The sequence below is a fragment of the Polaribacter butkevichii genome, from assembly GCF_038024105.1.
In the GTDB taxonomy this organism is placed as follows: Bacteria; Bacteroidota; Bacteroidia; order Flavobacteriales; family Flavobacteriaceae; genus Polaribacter; species Polaribacter butkevichii.
In genome coordinates, this window is the sequence record NZ_CP150661.1 from 747,475 (window position 1) to 768,025 (window position 20,551).

17 protein-coding genes, 1 other RNA gene and 1 riboswitch are annotated in these 20,551 nt (G+C 30.5%); of the genes, 8 read left to right on the forward strand and 10 right to left on the reverse strand.

The features are described from left to right. Positions 1 to 338: 338 nt before the first annotated feature. The 8 genes from WG951_RS02825 to WG951_RS02860 form a co-directional block, all read right to left on the reverse strand. Complete coding sequence (locus tag WG951_RS02825; protein WP_105048694.1) at positions 339 to 3,119, reverse strand: bifunctional aconitate hydratase 2/2-methylisocitrate dehydratase; 2,781 nt, start codon at positions 3,117 to 3,119, stop codon at positions 339 to 341. Positions 3,120 to 3,354: 235 nt separating this feature from the next. Next, an RNA gene (gene rnpB / locus WG951_RS02830) (RNase P RNA component class A) lies at positions 3,355 to 3,657 on the reverse strand. A gap of 189 nt (positions 3,658 to 3,846) precedes the next feature. Then, positions 3,847 to 4,989: a molecular chaperone DnaJ gene (gene dnaJ, locus WG951_RS02835; RefSeq protein WP_105048695.1), complete on the reverse strand. Its 1,143-nt coding sequence runs from the start codon at positions 4,987 to 4,989 to the stop codon at positions 3,847 to 3,849. A 66-nt stretch (positions 4,990 to 5,055) separates the two neighbouring features. Further along, positions 5,056 to 5,604, reverse strand: a complete 549-nt coding sequence (locus WG951_RS02840) for a nucleotide exchange factor GrpE (protein WP_105049373.1) — start codon at positions 5,602 to 5,604, stop codon at positions 5,056 to 5,058. A 91-nt stretch (positions 5,605 to 5,695) separates the two neighbouring features. Further along, the gene (locus WG951_RS02845; protein WP_105048696.1) at positions 5,696 to 6,244 is read right to left on the reverse strand and encodes an HNH endonuclease; all 549 of its coding nucleotides are present in this window, start codon (positions 6,242 to 6,244) and stop codon (positions 5,696 to 5,698) included. Positions 6,245 to 6,282: 38 nt separating this feature from the next. Continuing rightward, positions 6,283 to 7,593, reverse strand: a complete 1,311-nt coding sequence (gene murA, locus WG951_RS02850) for a UDP-N-acetylglucosamine 1-carboxyvinyltransferase (RefSeq protein WP_105048697.1) — start codon at positions 7,591 to 7,593, stop codon at positions 6,283 to 6,285. 3 nt (positions 7,594 to 7,596) lie between these two features. Further along, on the reverse strand, positions 7,597 to 8,259 hold the full coding sequence (locus tag WG951_RS02855; RefSeq protein ID WP_105048698.1) for a DUF4290 domain-containing protein: 663 nt from the start codon (positions 8,257 to 8,259) through the stop codon (positions 7,597 to 7,599). 140 nt (positions 8,260 to 8,399) lie between these two features. Continuing rightward, on the reverse strand, positions 8,400 to 10,721 hold the full coding sequence (locus tag WG951_RS02860) for an ATP-dependent helicase (protein ID WP_105048699.1): 2,322 nt from the start codon (positions 10,719 to 10,721) through the stop codon (positions 8,400 to 8,402). A 237-nt stretch (positions 10,722 to 10,958) separates the two neighbouring features. Between WG951_RS02860 and WG951_RS02865 the strand changes: the two genes are divergently transcribed. Genes WG951_RS02865 through WG951_RS02875 form a run of 3 tightly spaced genes read left to right on the forward strand, consistent with a single transcriptional unit; the run spans position 10,959 to position 12,810 of the window. Beyond that, complete coding sequence (locus WG951_RS02865; RefSeq protein ID WP_105048700.1) at positions 10,959 to 11,573, forward strand: SatD family protein; 615 nt, start codon at positions 10,959 to 10,961, stop codon at positions 11,571 to 11,573. 1 nt (position 11,574) lies between these two features. Then, a complete protein-coding gene (locus WG951_RS02870; protein ID WP_105048701.1) occupies positions 11,575 to 12,294 on the forward strand; it encodes a DUF3307 domain-containing protein in 720 nt (239 codons plus the stop codon). Positions 12,295 to 12,297: 3 nt separating this feature from the next. Beyond that, on the forward strand, positions 12,298 to 12,810 hold the full coding sequence (locus tag WG951_RS02875) for a hypothetical protein (RefSeq protein WP_105048702.1): 513 nt from the start codon (positions 12,298 to 12,300) through the stop codon (positions 12,808 to 12,810). Between the two features lie 69 nt (positions 12,811 to 12,879). On the opposite strand, the gene WG951_RS02880 is transcribed toward WG951_RS02875, so the two are convergent. Together WG951_RS02880 and WG951_RS02885 are read right to left on the reverse strand one after the other, a co-directional pair. Further along, a complete protein-coding gene (locus tag WG951_RS02880) occupies positions 12,880 to 13,968 on the reverse strand; it encodes a YncE family protein (RefSeq protein WP_105048703.1) in 1,089 nt (362 codons plus the stop codon). Between the two features lie 5 nt (positions 13,969 to 13,973). Then, a complete protein-coding gene (locus WG951_RS02885; protein WP_105048704.1) occupies positions 13,974 to 15,854 on the reverse strand; it encodes a TonB-dependent receptor plug domain-containing protein in 1,881 nt (626 codons plus the stop codon). A gap of 31 nt (positions 15,855 to 15,885) precedes the next feature. Continuing rightward, positions 15,886 to 16,104: riboswitch (cobalamin riboswitch) on the reverse strand. Positions 16,105 to 16,340: 236 nt separating this feature from the next. Between WG951_RS02885 and WG951_RS02890 the strand changes: the two genes are divergently transcribed. From WG951_RS02890 to WG951_RS02910, 5 genes are read left to right on the forward strand one after another with little or no spacing between them, the layout of a single operon-like run. Further along, positions 16,341 to 16,844 carry a bifunctional adenosylcobinamide kinase/adenosylcobinamide-phosphate guanylyltransferase gene (locus WG951_RS02890; protein ID WP_105048705.1) on the forward strand — a complete coding sequence of 168 codons (504 nt, stop codon included), beginning with the start codon at positions 16,341 to 16,343 and terminating at the stop codon, positions 16,842 to 16,844. Positions 16,845 to 16,850: 6 nt separating this feature from the next. Then, complete coding sequence (gene cobT / locus WG951_RS02895) at positions 16,851 to 17,885, forward strand: nicotinate-nucleotide--dimethylbenzimidazole phosphoribosyltransferase (protein ID WP_105048706.1); 1,035 nt, start codon at positions 16,851 to 16,853, stop codon at positions 17,883 to 17,885. A gap of 4 nt (positions 17,886 to 17,889) precedes the next feature. Then, the gene (locus WG951_RS02900; protein ID WP_105048707.1) at positions 17,890 to 18,657 is read left to right on the forward strand and encodes an adenosylcobinamide-GDP ribazoletransferase; all 768 of its coding nucleotides are present in this window, start codon (positions 17,890 to 17,892) and stop codon (positions 18,655 to 18,657) included. After that, on the forward strand, positions 18,642 to 19,169 hold the full coding sequence (gene cobC / locus WG951_RS02905) for an alpha-ribazole phosphatase (protein WP_170062887.1): 528 nt from the start codon (positions 18,642 to 18,644) through the stop codon (positions 19,167 to 19,169). The genes WG951_RS02900 and cobC overlap by 16 nt, the downstream gene beginning before the upstream one ends. A 1-nt stretch (position 19,170) precedes the next feature. Then, the gene (locus WG951_RS02910) at positions 19,171 to 20,283 is read left to right on the forward strand and encodes an ABC transporter substrate-binding protein (protein WP_105048709.1); all 1,113 of its coding nucleotides are present in this window, start codon (positions 19,171 to 19,173) and stop codon (positions 20,281 to 20,283) included. Positions 20,284 to 20,551: the final 268 nt, after the last annotated feature.

The window sequence follows — 20,551 nt, forward strand, 5'->3', positions numbered from 1 at the left end:
GTTTTTATATTTTTTTTGTTATTATAATTTGTGTATCACAAGATACAAAATATTTTATTGTTTTAATATCGATTTACCGCTTAGAGAAGTTTTAATGCTGATAGTGAAATAGAAAATTTTGATTGTAAATAGTTGTTTTGGGTTAGGGATTGAAATGGAAATCCTTTTTGTGAAGTATGAACAAAAAGATTGTAATAAAAAGCCCGACCACGTCTTTTTTTGACGTGGTAACCCCCTAAAAGAAAAATATGTGGAAATGGGTTACCAAAATAAAATATGGAGCATAAAAAAAGCCTGAATCATTGATTCAGGCTTTTAAATTATAATATACTAATTATTTATGCTCTCACTAATAATTTATGAGGAGGCGTAAATTGTGTAAGGTTAATTCCTTTTACTGCAGCTTTGTATTCTGCTAAATTAGGTGTTCTACCTAAAATTGTAGATAATACGACTACTGGTGTTGATGAAAGTAAAGATTCTCCTTTTTTCTCTCCAGAATCTTTTACAACTCTTCCTTGAAATAAACGTGTAGAAGTTGCCATTACAGTGTCTCCTGGTTCTGCTTTTTCTTGGTTCCCCATACAAAGGTTACAACCAGGGCGCTCTAAATATAACATGTTTTCGTATCCTGTACGTGCAACTGCTTTAGGTGCGCTATCATCGAATTCGAAACCTGAGTATTTTACTAAAACATCCCAATCTCCTTCTGCTTTTAATTCATCTACAATATTGTAAGTAGGTGGCGCAACTACTAAAGGTGCTTTAAATTCTACTTTACCATATTGAGCTTCTACATTTTTAAGCATCTGAGCTAATATTTTCATATCGCCTTTGTGTACCATACAAGATCCAACAAATCCTAAATCTACTTGTTTTGTTCCTCCGTAATAAGACAATTGTCTAATAATATCATGTGTATATCTTTTAGAAACATCTGCATTGTTTACATCTGGATCTGCAATCATTGGCTCTTCGATTAAATCTAAATCGATAACAACTTCTGCTGCATATTTTGCATTTGCATCTGGTGTTAAAGCTGGTTTTTCACCAGATTTAATTTCTGCAATTCTTTTATTAGCGATATCGATTAATCCTTGAAGAACGTTTAAGTGATTGTCCATTCCTTTATCAATCATTATCTGAATTCTACCTTTTGCAATTTCTAAAGATTCTATTAAAGTAGCGTCTTCAGAAATACAGATAGAAGCTTTTGCTTTCATCTCTGCAGTCCAATCTGTAAATGTAAATGCTTGATCTGCTGTTAAGGTTCCAATATGCACCTCAATGATTCTTCCTTGAAAAACATTATCTCCACCAAACTGCGTAAGCATTTGTTGTTGCGTTGCATGCACAACATCACGGAAATCCATATATTCTGCCATGTTACCTTTAAAAGTAACTTTTACAGACTCTGGAATTGGCATTGAAGCTTCTCCTGTTGCAAGTGCTAATGCTACAGTACCAGAATCGGCACCAAAAGCAACACCTTTAGACATTCTTGTATGAGAATCTCCACCGATAATAATTGCCCAATCATCAATTGTAATATCATTTAAAACTTTATGAATTACATCTGTCATTGGCTTGTATTTGTTTTCTGGATCTCTTGCGGTAATTAATCCGAAGTCATTCATAAATTTCATCAATCTAGGAATGTTTGCTTTTGATTTATTATCCCAAACAGAAGCTGTATGACAACCAGATTGGTAAGCACCATCTACAATTGGAGAAATAATGGTTGCAGCCATCATTTCTAATTCTTGAGAAGTCATTAAACCTGTAGTGTCTTGAGAACCTACAATGTTAACTTCTACACGAACATCTGAACCTGCATGTAATGTTTTTCCTGGCGTAGTACCAACGGCATTTTTATTAAATATTTTTTCTACAGCAGTTAACCCTTGCCCTTCAATAGAAATTTCTTTTGATGGTGCATAAACAGGCACTACATCTATACCTAATACTTTAGATGCAAATGTTTGTAATTTTTTACCAAATACAACAGCGTAAGAACCACCTGCTTTCATAAACTCCATTTTTTGTGGTGTAAATGCTGCAGAAATATCTTTTAATTCTGTATCTCCGTTATATAGTTTTTTCTCTTTTGTATTAATTGTAAGGACTGTACCTGTTGCTACAGAATACTCTTCTTTTAATACTGGATCTCCATTTTCATCACGAATAGTGTTGCCTTCAGCATCTTTTTGTTGTACCCAGTTTTTAAGGTCTAAACCAATACCACCTGTTACACCAACCGTAGTTAAGAAAATTGGTGAAATTCCGTTTGTACCAGCAATTACCGGAGCAATATTTATAAATGGTACATATGGGCTAGCTTTAATACCTGTCCATAACGCTACGTTATTTACACCAGACATTCTAGAAGACCCAACACCCATTGTTCCTTTTTCTGCAATTAACATCACACGTTTATCAGGATGTTGTGCTTGTAAAGCTTTTAATTCTGCTTGTTGTTCTTTATTATGTTCGAATAAACATTGACCATGTAATTCTCTATCTGAACGAGAGTGTGCATCACCACCTGGAGATAATAAATCTGTAGAAATATCACCTACTCCTGCGATAAATGTAACAACATCTATTTTTTCTTCTATTTCTGGTAATTTTGTAAAAAACTCTGCATTTGCGTAACTTTCTAACAACTCTTTGGCAATAGCACTACCAGCTTTATAAGCAGCTTCTAAACGAGCCATATCTGCCTCATAAAGGAAAACTTGCGTTTTTAAAACTTCTGCAGCATCTTTTGCAATAGCAATATCATTACCTAAAGCTAAGTCTAATAGTACTTCTATAGAAGGTCCACCTTTCATATGTGCTAATTGTTCAAAAGCAAAAGAAGGTGTAATTTCTTTAACGATTGATTGACCTAAAATAATCTCCTTTAAAAATTTAGCCTTTACACCAGCAGCACTGGTTGTTCCAGGTAAAACATTATAGATGAAAAAATTTAGAGAATCTTCTCTATATTCATTATCTAAATCTTTAATTTGTTCAATGATTTTGCTTAATAATTCTGCACCATCAATTGGCTGCGGATGAAGTCCTTGTTCTTTTCGTTCTTCTATCTGCTTAAGGTAATCTTTATAAATACTCATGAAAGAAATCTTTAGTTACTGTACACATTTTAACCATCTTCATATTAAAAGGAATACTGTAAAAGTTGTTTGTAAATTTTAGTGTGACAAACTTACATTTTTTAAATTAAAATTAAAAGATAAATAATAGATTGCGCTAATTAATGAATAAAAAAAAATTATTAGCCAAAACACTGATTTTTAATCAATAAAAAGAAGATTTTATTGATTAATTATGAAGATTTTATAAATATATAGAAAATGCAGACTAATAAGCCGAATCCTGTACCTTAAAAAGGCTCTTATCATTTATCTAGTTCTAAAATTGCTCTTAGAATCAATCTGCCTACCCTTTAGAATCGAGCGAGTAGCTCTCAAGCTCTAATATACATGGCATTGCACCTCATAGAGTTTACCTGGTTTCACTACAGCCTAACTGTACATTCTTTCTGTTGCACTGGTCCTCAGCTCTCGCTGGACGGATGTTATCCGCTATGATACTCTTTGGTGTCCGGACTTTCCTACTTGTAAACACAAGTCGATAAGATAAGTCTGCAATTTCTATATTATTTTATAAACTTTTCTATAATCATAAAAAAACCCACTCATAAATGAGTGGGAAAAATTGCTATGAAAAAGAAAAAGTGTTGCTGATAAAATCAACAACACTGCAAATATATATTAAATAATAATACCAAAAACTATTTTAATAAAAAATAGTTATTTTTTATTAAAAATTAACATTATTTTATGAAAACATGTCTTTTACTTTCTCAAAAAACGACTTGTCTGATTTGTTAGGACTTGGTCTAAAGTTCTCGTTTTCAGACATTTTATCAAAAAACTGTTTTTGTTCTTTGTTTAATTCTTGTGGCGTCCAAACATTAATATGAATTAAGAAATCTCCCGTACCATAACGTTCTATACTTGGTAAACCTTTTCCTTTTAATCTTAAAATTTTACCAGATTGTGTACCAGCATCAATTTTAATTTTCACTTTACCTGTAACAGTTTCAACCTCTTTACTTGTTCCTAAAACAGCTTCAGAAAAATTAATATACAAGTCATAATGTATATTAGTACCTTCTCTTTTTAACGTTTCGTGTGGTATTTCTTCTATTAAAACTAATAAATCTCCTGCAATAGAATTTTTACCAGGAGCTTCATTACCCTTTCCTCCTACTTTTAATTGAACACCTTCTGTAACTCCTTCTGGAATATTGATAGAAACCGTTTCTTCTTTTACGATTAAACCCTGTGCATCTGCACCTGCTGGTTTACTATTCATAATTTCTCCTGCACCACCACAAGTACTACAAGTAGTAGCGGTTTGCATTCTTCCTAAAATAGTATTGGTAACTCGCATTTGCTGACCAGAACCATTACAAGTAGTACACGTTTTATAGGTAACACCTGCTGCCTGAACTTTACGTCTAACTTTTACTTTCTTCTCAACACCTTTGGCTATTTCTTCTAAAGTAAGTTTTACACGAATTCGCATATTACTACCTTTAACTCTAGCTTGTCTTTGGCCACCTCCATTAAAGCCTCCAAAACCACCACCAAAGCCGCCGCCTCCGCCGCCAAAAATATCACCGAACTGACTGAATATGTCATCCATATTCATACCGCCACCGCCGAAACCACCGCCTCCACCTTGAGGACCGTCAAAAGCGGCATGACCATATTGATCATAACGTGCTTTTTTGTTTTCGTCGCTTAAAACTTCATAAGCTTCTGCAGCTTTTTTAAAGTTTTCTTCAGCAGTTTTATCATCAGGGTTTTTATCTGGATGATATTTAATTGCCATTTTTCTGTACCCTTTCTTAATTTCTGCTTGGGTTGCAGATTTAGAAAGACCTAATATTTCGTAAAAATCTTGTTTTGCCATTTTTATTTCAATTATCAATTAACAGTAATCAATGATCAATGGTAATTGTACATTGTTAATTGTAATTTATTGTCCGATTACCACTTTTGGATAACGAATAATTTTATCTCCTAATTTGTATCCTTTTTCTACACAATCAATTACTTTACCTTTTAAATCTTCTGATGGAGCAGGAATTTGTGTAATAGCTTCATGAATTTCTGCATCGAAAGTATCACCAGCTTTTGTTTCTACTTTAGAAAGTCCTTTTAACTCTAAAGTATTATAGAATTTCTGATAAATTAACAACACTCCTTTTCTTAATTCTTCTGCTTCTTTATCTTCTTCGATATGTGTCAGTGCACGCTCAAAATCGTCAATAATTGGCAGTAAAGATGTCATTAATTCTTGTCCAGCAGTTTTAAACAATTCTATTCTTTCCCTAGATGTTCTTTTTTTATAGTTTTCGAACTCTGCAAATAGACGTAAAAACTTGTCTTTTTCAGTCTGAATTAATTCTTCTGCTGTAGGCTCTTCTTTTACAACTTCCGCCTCAACTTCTTGATTTTCTTCAACTTGAGCAGTTTCTTGCTCATTTATTAGTTCTTCTTCTTTAATGTTATCTTTCTTACTCATTATCTTTGTAGTCGTTAAAATGTCTTTAAATAAAAAGCAAAAACGTTGCCAACAAAAAAATAGTGTCAAACTGACACTATTTTTTATTTCTTTAAATTTTAACATGACCCCAATTTTCACCTGTTTTAATTCTGTGAATTTGCATATCCGAAACTCCAAACCGTTTAGCAATCATAGTAATTCTAGTTCTTTTATTTTTTAATTGCTTTTTTATAATTCTTACTTTTCCTTCGGTAAGTTTATAATTGGTTTTTTTGTTTTTTTTAGATTCTATAAATACAGGGTTTTTAAATTGATGTAATTCTTTTTCTCTTTTTGTTGCCCATTTTAAGTTTCCTACAGTATTATCTGTTTTATCATAATTTAGATGCAAAACAAAAACTTGCTCCTCACTTTCTTTTTCTAAAAAATGTTGGGCAACTAGTTTATGTACATACCTACTTGTATGCTTATTATTTACAACTTGTTTTACAGAAATGGTTTCATAACCATTAATAAAACTCTTTTTTCTTAAAAATTCTTTATCGTCTTTAATATAAAGAACTCTTCCGTGATTGGAAATCTTAAATTTTTTTACATCAGAAATTTTTTCATCAAATTTAACATCCTTCCACTCTTCTTTCCACAAACTTCTTATCATAATATAAAAGTATTTTTAAATGAATAAAATACTTTTTCTTAATCAGCAATTCTTTCAATTTTTGCGCCAATAGATTTTAAACGAGCTTCTATGTTTTCGTACCCTCTATCTATTTGTTCTATGTTATTTATTATACTCGTTCCTTTAGCAGATAATGCTGCTATTAATAAAGAAATTCCCGCTCTAATATCTGGCGATGTCATTTTGGTTGCTTTTAATGAGCTTTCAAAATTCATACCAATTACGGTTGCTCTATGAGGATCGCATAAAATTACTTTTGCCCCCATATCAATCAATTTATCAACAAAAAACAAACGGCTTTCAAACATCTTTTGATGAATTAAAACAGTTCCTTTTGCTTGTGTTGCAATTACTAAAACAATGCTTAGCAAATCTGGAGTAAATCCAGGCCATGGTGCATCTGCAACGGTTAAAACTGAACCATCTATAAAGTTATGAATTTCATATGATTCTTGAGCAGGAATATAAATATCATCTCCTTTTCTTTCTAATTGTATTCCTAATTTTCTAAATACATTAGGTATTTGTCCTAAGTTGTCCCAACTAACATCTTTTATGGTTAATTCAGATCTTGTCATGACTGCAACACCAATCCAAGAACCAATTTCAATCATATCTGGTAAAACTCTGTGCTCACAACCACCAAGTGCATCTACTCCTTCTATAATTAGTAAGTTAGAACCTACTCCAGAGATTTTTGCTCCCATAGAGTTCAACATTTTACATAATTGTTGAATATAAGGTTCGCAGGCAGCATTGTATATTTTTGTGGTTCCTGTTGCTAAAACAGACGCCATTAAAATATTAGCGGTTCCGGTAACAGAAGCTTCATCTAACAACATTTCTACACCAAATAATTCTTCTGCTTCTACTCCGTAAAAATGTTCTTCTTTATTATAACGGAATTTTGCTCCTAATCTTATAAAACCTTCAAAATGTGTATCTAAACGTCTACGACCAATTTTATCTCCTCCGGGTCTTGGTATATATCCTCTACCAAAACGAGCCAAAAGTGGGCCAACAATCATAATAGACCCTCGTAAAGAACTTCCGTCTCTTTTAAAGTCTGCAGATTCTAAATACTTTAAGTTTATTTCATCCGCTTGAAAAGCGTAAGAATTGCTACTTAATTTCTCAACCTTTACGCCTAATTCTCCAAGAATAAAAATTAATTTATTGACATCAATAATATCCGGAACATTATTTACTACAACTCTTTCTGGCGTTAATAAAACAGCACAAAGTATTTGTAGCACTTCGTTTTTTGCTCCTTGTGGAGTAATGGTTCCACTTAATTTATGACCGCCTTCAATTTTAAATGATGCCATATACTAATATCTTTTTCTGTTTTTATTCTGATTATTATGCTGTGGCTTCTTGTAAGCTGTTTTAGAATTGTTCTGACCTTGCCCTTGTGTACGTGGTTTTCTTAGTAAGTTTTTACTTTCAGAAAGTGCTTCTTCGCTATTTCTTAAATCTAATTTACCATCAGATAAATCATATAGATGCTTAAAAATTACAGCATCATCTACGGTATCTTTATTCCAGTTTAGGTAACACTTTTTCATGTGATTTGCAATGGTAAACACCAATGCTTCTTTTTTCTCTCCTTCTTCCCAACTTAAAGCAATATCAATCATTGTTTGAATATTGTTACCGTAATAACGATATCTAGATGCTGATTTTGGATAAGGCAACCCTTCTGGTTTTTCTTGTAATTCTTCTTTTGATGGTTGTGGATATGGAGATTCTACATCTAATTTAAAATCTGCCATAATATATAACTGATCCCAAAGTTTGTGTTTAAAATCTGGAACATCACGTAAATGTGGTTGTAAATTACCCATAACATCTACAATAGCTCTTGCCATTTTATCGCGTTCCTCTTTAGTTTCTAATGCTAAGCAATGGTCTACTAATTTTTGTATATGTCTGCCGTATTCTGGTATTATCATTAACGGTCTTTCTGAATTGTACTCTAAATCGAATGTCATTTATTTATTTTTGAGAAGTGTTCTCGATACATTTTCCTTTTTCATTTTAATCAAAAGAAAACACTAGAACTGACAAAATTATAGTTTGTAGTTATTTAATGTTGCAAAATAACAATTTATTTTTAGTTTTAGGAATGTTTTTAACCAATCACTTTTAATTTAGCAAATTGTAATAATAATTTCTTCTTACCAACAGTACCAAATTTAATTTCTGCTTTCTTATTTGGTCCATTTCCTTCTAAAGCAATTACTTCCCCTCTACCAAATCTATTGTGTTCTACAAAATTACCAACGGCTATATTGCCATCAAATAAATTTGCTTTTGCAGTTGTTTGAGATACTTTTTTTAAGTTTTTAGGAATAATAATTTCTTTCTTTTTAACCAAATCACGCTCCATTTTTTTACGCTGAATTGGTTTTTGAAAACGAATTCCTTTTGGTGCATCATCAAAAATACTCTTATCAACAAAATTATTTATTGCTGGATTGGTACTTTTTGGTGTGATGTAATTTAGATATTGATCATCTATTTCTTCTAAAAATCTACTGGGTTCTGCATCTACCAATTTACCCCATCTATAACGAGTTTGCGCATAACTTAAATAGGCTACTTTTTCGGCTCTTGTTATTGCTACATAAAACAACCTACGCTCCTCTTCTAACTCACTTCGTGTATTCATACTCATGGCAGAAGGAAATAAATTTTCTTCTAAGCCTACAATATATACGTATAAATATTCTAATCCTTTAGATTGGTGAATGGTCATTAAAGAAACCGATGGTTTGTCATCGTCTTTTTTAGCATCAAAATCTGTAGCCAAGGCCACATCTTCTAAAAAAGTAGTTAAAGAAGTGTCTCCACCTTCTTCAATTTTATCTGTAATAAAATCTTTAATTCCGTTTAAAAGTTCTTGAACATTTTCTACTTTACTAACTGCTTCTGGTGTGCCGTCTTTTTCTAAATCTTTAATTAACTGTGTCTTTTTAACAACTGTTTCTGCAATTTCAAATGCATTTTTTGTTTGCGATTCTATTTGCAAACTTTGCATCATATCCATAAAATTACGAAGCTTATTTTTAGTTCCGGCATTTATTTTTAAATCGATTTTATCAATATATTTTATAATATCAAAAATTGATTTTTTATAATGATTTGCAGCGATAGTTAGTCTATCTATAGTGGTTGCTCCAATTCCACGAGCAGGATAATTAATAATCCTCTTTAACGCTTCTTCATCATTTGGGTTGATTAAAATACGTAAATAAGATAAAATATCTTTGATTTCTTTTCTTTGATAAAAAGAAATTCCACCATAAATTTTATAGTCAATTCCTTTTTTACGTAACGCATCTTCAATGGCTCTAGATTGTGAATTTGTTCTATATAAAACACAAAAATCATCGGGTGTTAATTGATGATTCATTTGGTTTTCCCAAATAGATTGCGCCACAAAACGTCCTTCTTCACCATCAGAAATTGTGCGCATTACATTTATGGCATCTCCAGGATCATTAGAGGTCCAAACTTCTTTATCTAATTTTGTTTTATTTTTTTCGATTACAGAGTTCGCAGCGTTTACAATATTACTTGTAGAACGGTAATTTTGTTCTAATTTAAAGGTTTTTACATCCGGATAATCTTTCTGAAAGTTTAAGATATTCTGAATATTTGCGCCCCTAAAACTATAGATACTTTGAGAATCGTCTCCAACAACACAAATATTACCAAATTTATCTGCCAAAGCTCTAACAATGATATATTGAGAGTGATTTGTATCTTGATACTCATCTACCATAATATATCTAAAACGATCTTGATATTTTGCCAACGTTTCTGGAAAACGCGCCAATAATTCATTGGTTCTTAACAATAAATCATCAAAATCCATTGCACCTGCTTTAAAACACCTATCTACGTATGCTCTATAAATATTACCAACCTCTGGCCTACTTGCATGTAAATCTGCCTCTTGTAAATCGGCATTATTAAAATAGGCTTTAACAGTAATTAAACTATTTTTAAAAGAAGAAATTCTTCCTAAAATTTGCTTTGGTTTGTATTGTTCTTTATTTAAATTCTTCTCTTTAATAATTGCTGATATTAAACGAACAGAATCTTGCGAATCGTAAATTGTAAAATTGGTTGGAAAACCTAACTTATCTGCTTCGGTACGTAAAATTCTTGCAAAAACGGAGTGAAATGTTCCCATCCACAAGTTTTTTGCTTCACTACTACCAACAACTCCAGCAATTCTTGCCTTCATTTCTTTGGCCGCTTTATTGGTAAATGTAAGTGATAAAATATTAAAAGAATCTACACCTTGCTGCATTAAATGCGCTATTCTGTAGGTTAATACACGTGTTTTACCAGAACCTGCACCCGCAATAATAATCATGGGACCATCTTTTTGAATGACAGCTTGTTTTTGTGCTTCGTTTAAAGAATCTAAATATGTGCTCAATAGTTTGTTTTGAAAGAATTTAAAAACGTGAAATTAACCAAACTATTCGTTTCTAAAAAAGAAGAAGCGTCCTTTTTATCAACAAATTATTTATTAGAATCATCATTATATCTGCTTAAAGGCAGATAAATAGAAATATCTGCTTATAGACAGATAATTTAAAATATCTGCTCATAGACAGATAATTTTGCTGTTTAGGATAATAAATGATATCTTAGCTAAAAATTTAGAATAATAATGACAAGTATTTTAACAGGTGATATTATCGATTCTAGAAAACAAGACGATCATTTTTGGTTAAAAACCTTAAAAGAAACGCTGGCTACTTTTGGCGAATCACCTAAATATTGGCAAGTTTATAGAGGCGATAGCTTTCAGGTAGAAATAAAGAATTGCGAAGACGCATTTTATGCTGCTTTAAAGCTGAAAGCTCACTTAAAATCTACAGAAGATATTGATGTAAGAATTGGTATTGGTATTGGTAAAAAAGAATTTAATATGGCAGAAATTACCGCCTCTAATGGCGAAGCTTTTATAAATTCTGGCTATGCATTTGATACGTATTTAAAAAAGCAAACAATTGCTATAAAAACACCTTGGCAAGAAATTGATGAAGAATTAAATATTGCTTTTGATTTGGCTTTATTAACAATGGATTCTTGGACAAAAAATTCTGCAGAAGTTTTTAAGCTGTCTTTAGAGTCTGAAAATATTACTCAAAAAGAAATAGCCTCTATCTTAGGAATCACTCAAGGACGAGTCAGCGAAAGACAAAAACGTTCTGGTTTTGATGCCATTATGAAACTAGAAAAACGCTTTAGAAAATTAATTCATCAGAAAACACAACTGTAAAATGCTTTTATTTTTAAAATTTTTATTGGCACATATTTTAGGAGATTTTGTTTTTCAATCAGAAAAATGGGTAAAAAACAAAGAAGAAAAGAAAATAAAATCTATAAAACTATACTTTCATATTGGTATTCATGCCTTATTACTATTACTTGTTCTTCAATTTAACTTACAAGAATATTGGCTAGCATTTCTGTTCATAATAGGTACACATTGTTTAATAGATCTATTAAAACTGTATCTTCAAACAAAAAACACCCAACGAATTTGGTTTTTTATAGATCAAGTATTACATCTAATTACATTAGGTTTTGCTACGTCTTTTTATGTTGATTTTTCTTTACCAATAGAAAATTTTATCACAGATAAAATCTTATTATTAATTATATTTTTACTGTTAGTTGTTTTTGTTTCGGCAATAGTTATTAAAATTATAATTACCCAATGGAATCCTGAAAGTGAAAAAGAAAATGATGAATCTTTAGCAAAAGCAGGCCGTTATATTGGTATGCTAGAACGTTTGTTTGTATTTACGTTTGTAATTAGTAACCACTGGGAAGCTATTGGTTTTTTATTAGCTGCAAAATCTGTTTTTAGATTTGGAGATTTAACTTCATCAAAAGACAGAAAACTTACAGAATACATTTTAATTGGTACTTTATTAAGTTTTGGCTTTGCTATCTTTTTAGGAGTTCTATATTTGTATCTATTAAATTTACTTTAATTTATGGAAGAAAAATTAATAGCAAGTATTGTGTATATTTTACCTGCTGCAGTAACAGGTTTGGTTAGCTATTATATGTTTAACAAGCTTATATCTAAACAAAATCCTAAAAGTAGAATGGAAATTCTAGCTCAAAAAAGCAAAGATACTTTACCTATAAAATTACAGGCTTATGAGCGTATGTTGTTATTTTGCGAGCGTATTAATCCTGTTAAAATTTTAGTTAGAGTAAAACCAATTTCAGAAAACACACAAGATTATTTACAGTTATTAATTGCCAATGTAGAACAAGAGTTTGAACACAACCTAGTGCAACAAATTTATATTTCTGATGATACTTGGACCGCCATATTAGCTGCTAAAAATACTGTTATTAACAAATTAAGGCAAGTAGCAGAAACCTCAAAATCTGCAAATGAATTAAGAGAAAATGTTATTGTTTACTATTCTAAAACACTACCTCCAACAGATACAGCTGTTAGCTTTATTAAGAATGAAGTTAAAAAACTGTTATAAATAAAAAACTCCTCTTAGAATTTTCTAAGAGGAGTTTTTAACTAAATTTCCTTTTTCAAAAGATCTTTATTAATTAAAATATATTTTAGAAGCTCCTAAACCTACAGGCGAGCTATATACTACTTCTTTTGTAGATAAATCTGTCACTATTAATTTACTTAGCGCAGTAAAACTATAACTAGTAGTAAATAACTTATTATCTTTAACTGACATACCATAAATATTACCTGTAGCAATACCATCTGTAGCAAGTGTTGTATCGTTTTCATTAATAGTAAATACTTTTTGCTCTGATCCCATGTAATAGTAAATTTCTCCATTTACATAAGACATTTGTGATGCTCTTTCATTATCACTAAATTCAATCTCCTTTGTTATTGTATTATTACTAAGGTTGATAAATGAAATTGAAGAAGTTGTATTTGTTAACACTGCATAATCTGGCGCACCTCCATAAGTTAAAGGTTTCCCTTCAGATAATACAATTAAATTCCCTGAAACATCAAAAATTAATTCATCTGGGTTATCTTTTACAATAATTTTCTCAACAGTATTATTAGCTGCTAAATCTACAATTGAAATAATATTATTAGAAGACCATGCACCTTTATGAGAAACATATAATTTATTGTCTTTTGCAAGAATTCTTTCTACACCATTGTCTAAAGAAATCGTTGTACTTTCTATTGTATTTGTCGCTAAATCTATTACTCCTAAATAGTCATCAGTGGTATCAGAAGGATTTCCCCAGTTAGTTATATATCCTTTACCATTAGCAGTTGCCATGTATCTAGGATTATTTAAACCTGTATTAATTTCTGTTATTTTTTCAAAAGTATATCTATCTGCAACAACAATTGTATTCACATCATTTAAAATAATATAAGCTTCTGTATCTGTAAAAGATATAGACTGAATTAAACCACCCAATTGTGCATTATTAACACCCGTATAGATAAAATTAGTTGCTAATCTATTTAAATTTTCATTTACATAAGAAATAGAACCATCTTTATTACCAAATCCTCCTTCTGCACTTACAATAATTCCGTCTTTATAATTACCTGTAATTTCTGGAAATTCTTCGTCATTATTAGAACATGATGTAAAAACTAAACTAATTATGAATAGTTTAAAAATTGATTTTGTAATCTTCATTTGTATTAAAATTTATAGTTTATATTAATATTGTAATTTCTACCAGGCATAGGACGTAAGTTTGAAAAATAATACACATTATTAAATATATTATTTACTTTAAAACCTATTTTTATTTTATTCTTTTTATTTTCAAACACCTTAAAATCGCCACCAAAATTGGTAACATTTAAAGATTCTAAGGAGTAAAAATCTAAATTAATTTCATTTGTATACACTTTACTTTGATATAAATGCTGCATAAAAAAAGAGATTTTCTTATACTCATAATCTAAATTAAAGTTTAATAAATGCTTAGGTGCATAAGGTAAAAACGTATCTGTTTCCTTATTTTTTGCTAACGTAAACGTATAATTCGTAGAAAAATTAAAAGAATGTTCATTAATTTTTTTAGATAATTTAACAGCTGTTTCCGCTCCGCTATGCGTAACATCACCTACATTTCTTGGTCTCCATAAATTAGATGCTGCAGTAGGTAACCATAAAATTTTATGCTTTAAATGAATATAAAAAAGTGATGTAGTAATTGCTATATTTTTTTTCTTAAAAGAAGCACCAATTTCTCCTTGTACAGATTCTTCTGGTATTAAATCTAAATTACCAACAACTGGCCAATACAACTCATTAAAAGTTGGTATCCTGTAATTTGTAGATACATTTGCCTTTAAGGCTAAGTTATCTGTAATTTCCTGCTCTGCAGCAACGGATACTAATAATGGAACTTCAAAATCTGAATTAGACTCTTTTCTAAAGTTAATTGCCGTTGTTAATTTCTCTGTTGGCTTAAAAGTAACTTTAGCTATACCTGCAAACAATGTTCTTTTTTTTGAAAAAACCTCATTAGTAGTACCTCTGTTTTCATCATAAATTAACGATGTTTCCATTTTAAAATAATTAGAAAAACGATATTTTAAATTATAATTGATGTTATAATTTTTTGATTTTCCAAAAACATAATCTGTAGCATTTTTATCATCATAATATCGATACTCTTGTGTTAAGTAAGCCACGTTTAAGGTTTGTGTAAAATTAGAAAAAGAGTATTTCCATTTTAATAAATTCCTTTGATTAAAATCCTCATTTCTTTCGCTGCCTGCAGCAGGATTTGGTAATCCATCAGAAAATAAACGATCTCCATAATAACCTGTTGTATAAAAATACAGTTTGTTTTTACTAGAGAACTGATATCCTAAACTAAAGTTTACGCCATAATTTTTATAAACTCCATTTTCGTTTTTCAACAAACTACCGTCACTATTTTTATATCGAGTATCAATAAATGTATAATCATTATCAGAATAATTTAATGTTGCAGCAAATTTTACAGCCCATTTTCCTGTTCCAACATTGGCTTTAAAAAAATTAGAAGTCGTATTAAAACTTCCGTAAGAAGAAAACAAATAAAAATCTTTATGTTTTTTAAATGATAAATTATCATTTAAATGCACAGTACCACCAATAGCACCAGAACCATAATCGATACTTCCTCCACCACTATTAACTATAATTTCATCAGAAATACTTGCAGACAAAGAGTTAAAATCTGTTTGACCACTTCCTACTGCGTTGATAGAAATTCCATTCCATAATACTGCTGTGTTCGATGCAGAAGTACCTCTAAAACGAGCAGTACTTACACCTCCATTACCATAATCTCTTAAAGAAATAGGGCTATTGTATCTTAATAAATTAGTAAGGTTTATTGGGTTTTTAATAATTTGACTAGTAACTATTTTTAGTTTTTTTAGTCCAAGAATTTTATGTTTTTGCTCTTTTTTTGCTATAACAACAATTTCTTTTAACTTATTTATAATCGTATCCTTTTGAGCAAACGCAGTGTTAGCACAACAAAGTAAAAACAAAAAAGATAAAATATAATTCTTCATAACAACCTGACCTTTATCCCGAAAGCTTGTATTTATTTTTATAAATTAGGCAGGTCTCCTGGCTTGTTACCTGTTATAGACCTTCCCAACAAAAATGTCAGTGGTAAAGAATTAATAACAGCTCTAAAAAAGAGGTTTCGAAAAAATGTTTCGAAACAAACATACAGTTGCGGGAACAGCTTCGGTTTTTCACCGAATTCCCTTTTAATTTGTTCTCAGAAAGAACAAAACCTTAATTTTTAGCAAATGTAAATTATTTTTAAGTATTGCAATACTTATACTTTATAAACTTTTTTGTTTAATGCATTAGATATTTTAAAATCTATAAAAGGTAATTTTTTAGACAACTATTTTATTCCATTTACCAAAGCAGGTATCAAACAAAATACAATCATTCTTAAAAAAAAAGAAACTTGAATACTATTAAAGATATTCTTTCCTTTATTAAAAAATGTTTCTAACCTTTGTGTTTATATTTTTTAAATTATGATTCATTATATCTCAGGAGGAGAAAGATCTGGTAAAAGTAGTTATGCTCAAAAAATAGCGGAAGACATTTCTAAAAACCCTTTTTATTTGGCAACTTCTAGAATTTGGGATAAAGATTTTAAAGCAAGGGTAGACAAACATATTTCTGATAGAGATGAACGTTGGACAACCATTGAAGAGGAAAAAAATATTAGTGCCGTTATCCCTGATAAATCTACAGTTGTTATTGACTGTGTTACTTTATGGTTGACAAATTTTTATGTTGACACAAAATACGACGTAAAAGAATCTTTAAAATTAGCCAAACAACAAATAGAAAAACTGGTAGAAATTGATGCTCACATTATCATTATTTCTAACGAGATTGGTATGGGATTACATGCTACCACAGAATCTGGAAGAAAATTTACAGAACTACAAGGATGGGTAAATCAATTTATTGCTAAAAAAGCTGACAAGGCTACTTTTATGGTTTCTGGACTGCCTTTAAAACTAAAATAAAACAAAATGTCAAAAATAACTGCACTTTCTAAAGAGATTGAAACAGCACTTCAAAGAAAAATCGACTTTAAAACAAAACCTATAGGTTCTTTAGGTATGTTAGAAAATATTGCCATTAAAATAGGTCGTATTCAAAACACGTTAACACCAAAAATTACAGCACCAAGTATTGTTGTTTTTGCTGGTGATCATGGAATAACAAAATCAAAAAAAGTAAGTCCATATCCACAAGAAGTAACACAACAAATGGTGTTTAATTTCTTAAACGGAGGCGCAGCAATTAATGTTTTTTGCAAACAAAATAAAATCAACCTAAAAATTGTTGATGCTGGTGTAAATGCCAATTTCGATGAAAATAAAGAATTAATTTCTGCTAAAATTGCAAAAGGAACCAAAGATTTTTCTTTAGAAAAAGCCATGACAACATTACAATGTAAAGCTGCTTTAGAAAAAGGAAAAGAAATTGTAAACAATTTATTTCAAAATAAATGCAACACCATTGGTTTTGGAGAAATGGGCATTGGTAACACTTCTTCTGCTGCACTTTTAATGAGTTATTTTACAAAAATTGGTATTGAAAACTGTGTTGGTAAAGGAACTGGTTTAGACAATGAAGGATTGCAACAAAAAAAGAATGTTTTAACAGAAGTATACCAAAAGCATATTAAAAATATAGACTCGCCAACAGAGGCACTCGCTACTTTTGGTGGTTTCGAAATTGTAATGATGGCAGGTGCTATTTTAGAAGCTGCCGCTTTAAAAATGACAATTTTAATTGATGGTTTTATTGTAACATCAGCATTATTAGCCGCAAATGCTATCGATAAAAATGTTTTAGACTACTGTATTTTTACACATTCGTCTGGAGAACAAGGTCATCAAAAAATATTAGATTTTTTAAAGGTAAAACCTATTTTAAATTTAGGTTTACGCTTAGGAGAAGGTACTGGAGCTGCTGTTGCACTGCCAATTATACAATCTGCAACACTGTTTTTAAACGAAATGGCAACTTTTGAAAGTGCCAATGTAAGCGAAGCTTAAACCTATGAAAAAAGAATTTCATTATTTTTTAACTGCCATTTTATTTTTTACAAGAATACCATGCCCTAAATGGGTGGGCCATTCGTCTGAAATGCTGAATAAAAGTAACCGTTACTTTTCTTTAGTGGGTATTTTAGTAGGCGCTATTGCGGCCCTTATTTACTACTTAGCTACTTTTATTTTTACCCCAGAAATTGCCATTATTTTAAGTATGATTGCTTCTATTTGGACTACAGGAGCTTTTCATGAAGATGGTTTTGCAGATAGTTGCGATGGTTTTGGTGGTGGTTGGACTAAAGAAAAAATATTACTAATCATGAAAGATTCTAGATTAGGAACTTTTGGTGTTATAGGATTGTTTTCTATTCTTATTTTAAAGTTTTCTGCAATACAAACACTCAGTGTAGCACACATAAATATTCCTTTACTTATTATTTCTGGTCATGCTATTAGTCGTTTTACAGCTACTATCCTACTCTACACGCATCCGTATGTTAGAGATATTGATAGCTCAAAAATAAAGCCAACAACCACACAAATGAGTACAAAATCTTTAGTGATTTCTTTTATTTTTGGAGTTTTACCTCTTTTCTTTTTTAAAAATTATTGGGTATTCCTAAGCCTTATTCCACTATTAATAACCTATTGGTATTTAGCTCGTTTTTTTAAAAAATGGATTGGAGGTCAAACAGGAGATTGCGCGGGTGCTTTGCAACAAGTGGCAGAAGTTGTTTTTTATCTTTTTATACTTGTTTTATGGAAATTATATTAATTAGACACACCACGCCCAAAATAGCCAAAGGAATTTGCTACGGGCAATCAGATATTGATGTTACCGATACTTTTTTAGAAGAAATAAAACCTATTTTAACAGATGTTTCTATAAAAGATGCAGAAACTGTATATTATAGTAGTCCGCTAAAAAGATGTCAAAAATTGGCAGAAAAGTTATCAAATACTATTCTTTTTGATGATCGCTTAAAAGAATTAGATTTTGGAGATTGGGAATTACAAAACTGGAACGACATCAACCAAGAAGCCTTAGATATCTGGATGAATGACTTTGTAAAGGTTGCTGTTACAAATGGTGAATCGTATTTAGATTTACATGCCAGAACTACCAATTTCTTATTAGAAATAGCAAAAAAAGAATTTAAAAAAGTTGTTATTGTAACCCATGCAGGAGTTATGAGAAGCTTGTATTCTTTTATTCATAAAACACCTTTAGAAAAGTCTTTTGATTTAAAATTACAATATGCACAAGTTTTAAAACTAAACTATTAAAATGAAACACCTTTTACCTCTCTTAATAATTAGTGTTTTTTTTATTTCTTGTCAGAAAAATAAACCCATTAAACCTGTTAAAACCCCAGTAAAAACCAACATTAAATACGCCAAAGGATTCGACATTATTACAACAGGCAATCAAAAGAAATTAATTATAAAGCAACCCTATCAAAACGCAAAAACACAGTTTACATATATTTTAGGTAACAAAACCAACCTTAGTACAAACGAGTTAAAAGTACCTGTTAAAAATATTGTGGTAACAAGTACTACACACATACCAATGTTAGAAGAAATTGGTGCCGAAAATTTTTTAATTGGGTTTCCTCAAACAAAATTTATTTCATCCATAAAAACAAGAAAACGTATTGATGCTGGTCATGTAATAGAATTAGGAAGTGAGCAAACCATGAATACAGAACGACTTATAGAACTGGCTCCTGAGCTGGTAATTGGTTTTGGTTTAAATGGCAATAACAAAACATATAAAACAATTCAAAGAAACGGCATACCTGTTATTTATAATGGAGATTGGCTAGAAGAAACTCCTTTAGGACGTGCTGAGTGGATAAAGTTTTTTGGTGTACTATTTAATAAAGAAAAAGAAGCCGATAGTATTTTTAACGTTATTGAAACAAATTATTTATCTGTTAAAAAAATTGCTTTAAAAGCAAATAAAATTCCAACAATTATATCTGGTAGCTTATTTAAGGACCTTTGGTATATGCCTGCAGGAGACAGTTTTATTGCCACCTATTTTAAAGATGCCAACACCAACTTTTTATGGCAAAACACCAAAGGAACAGGTAGCTTAGCGTTAAGTATAGAAAGTGTTTTAGACAAGGGGCTAGCTGCCGATTTTTGGATAGGTTGTGGTTTATTTGAAAACAGAGCAGATATGTTAACTTCTAACCAAAAATACAACTCTTTTTCTGCTTTTAAAAAGGGAAATATTTACACATACGCAAATAATAAAGGAGCAACTGGCGGACTTATTTACTTTGAAAAAGCACCTACAAGGCCAGATTTAGTTTTAAAAGATATAATTAAAATTACAAATTCAGACTTGTTACCAAACTATAGTTTAACTTTCTTTCAAAAAATGGAATAAAAAAATAAACGTCATTAATTAAGGTTTCTTAATTCTTTTAAGTTCATAAAAATTGTTGTGCATTTTGATAAAAATCTGTCAATTCTAGCAAATTTAACGATTACAATGCATAGAATTTGTACCAAGAATACCTATTTTAAGTTATTAAATTGTTCTCGATACAATTTTTAGCAGCTTAAAATCACTCGAACTGACATTTTAGAGTTAAAAAAGCTTAAAATACACAACAAGTTCATAGAAATATTCTTTTAATTTGATGTTCAATAAA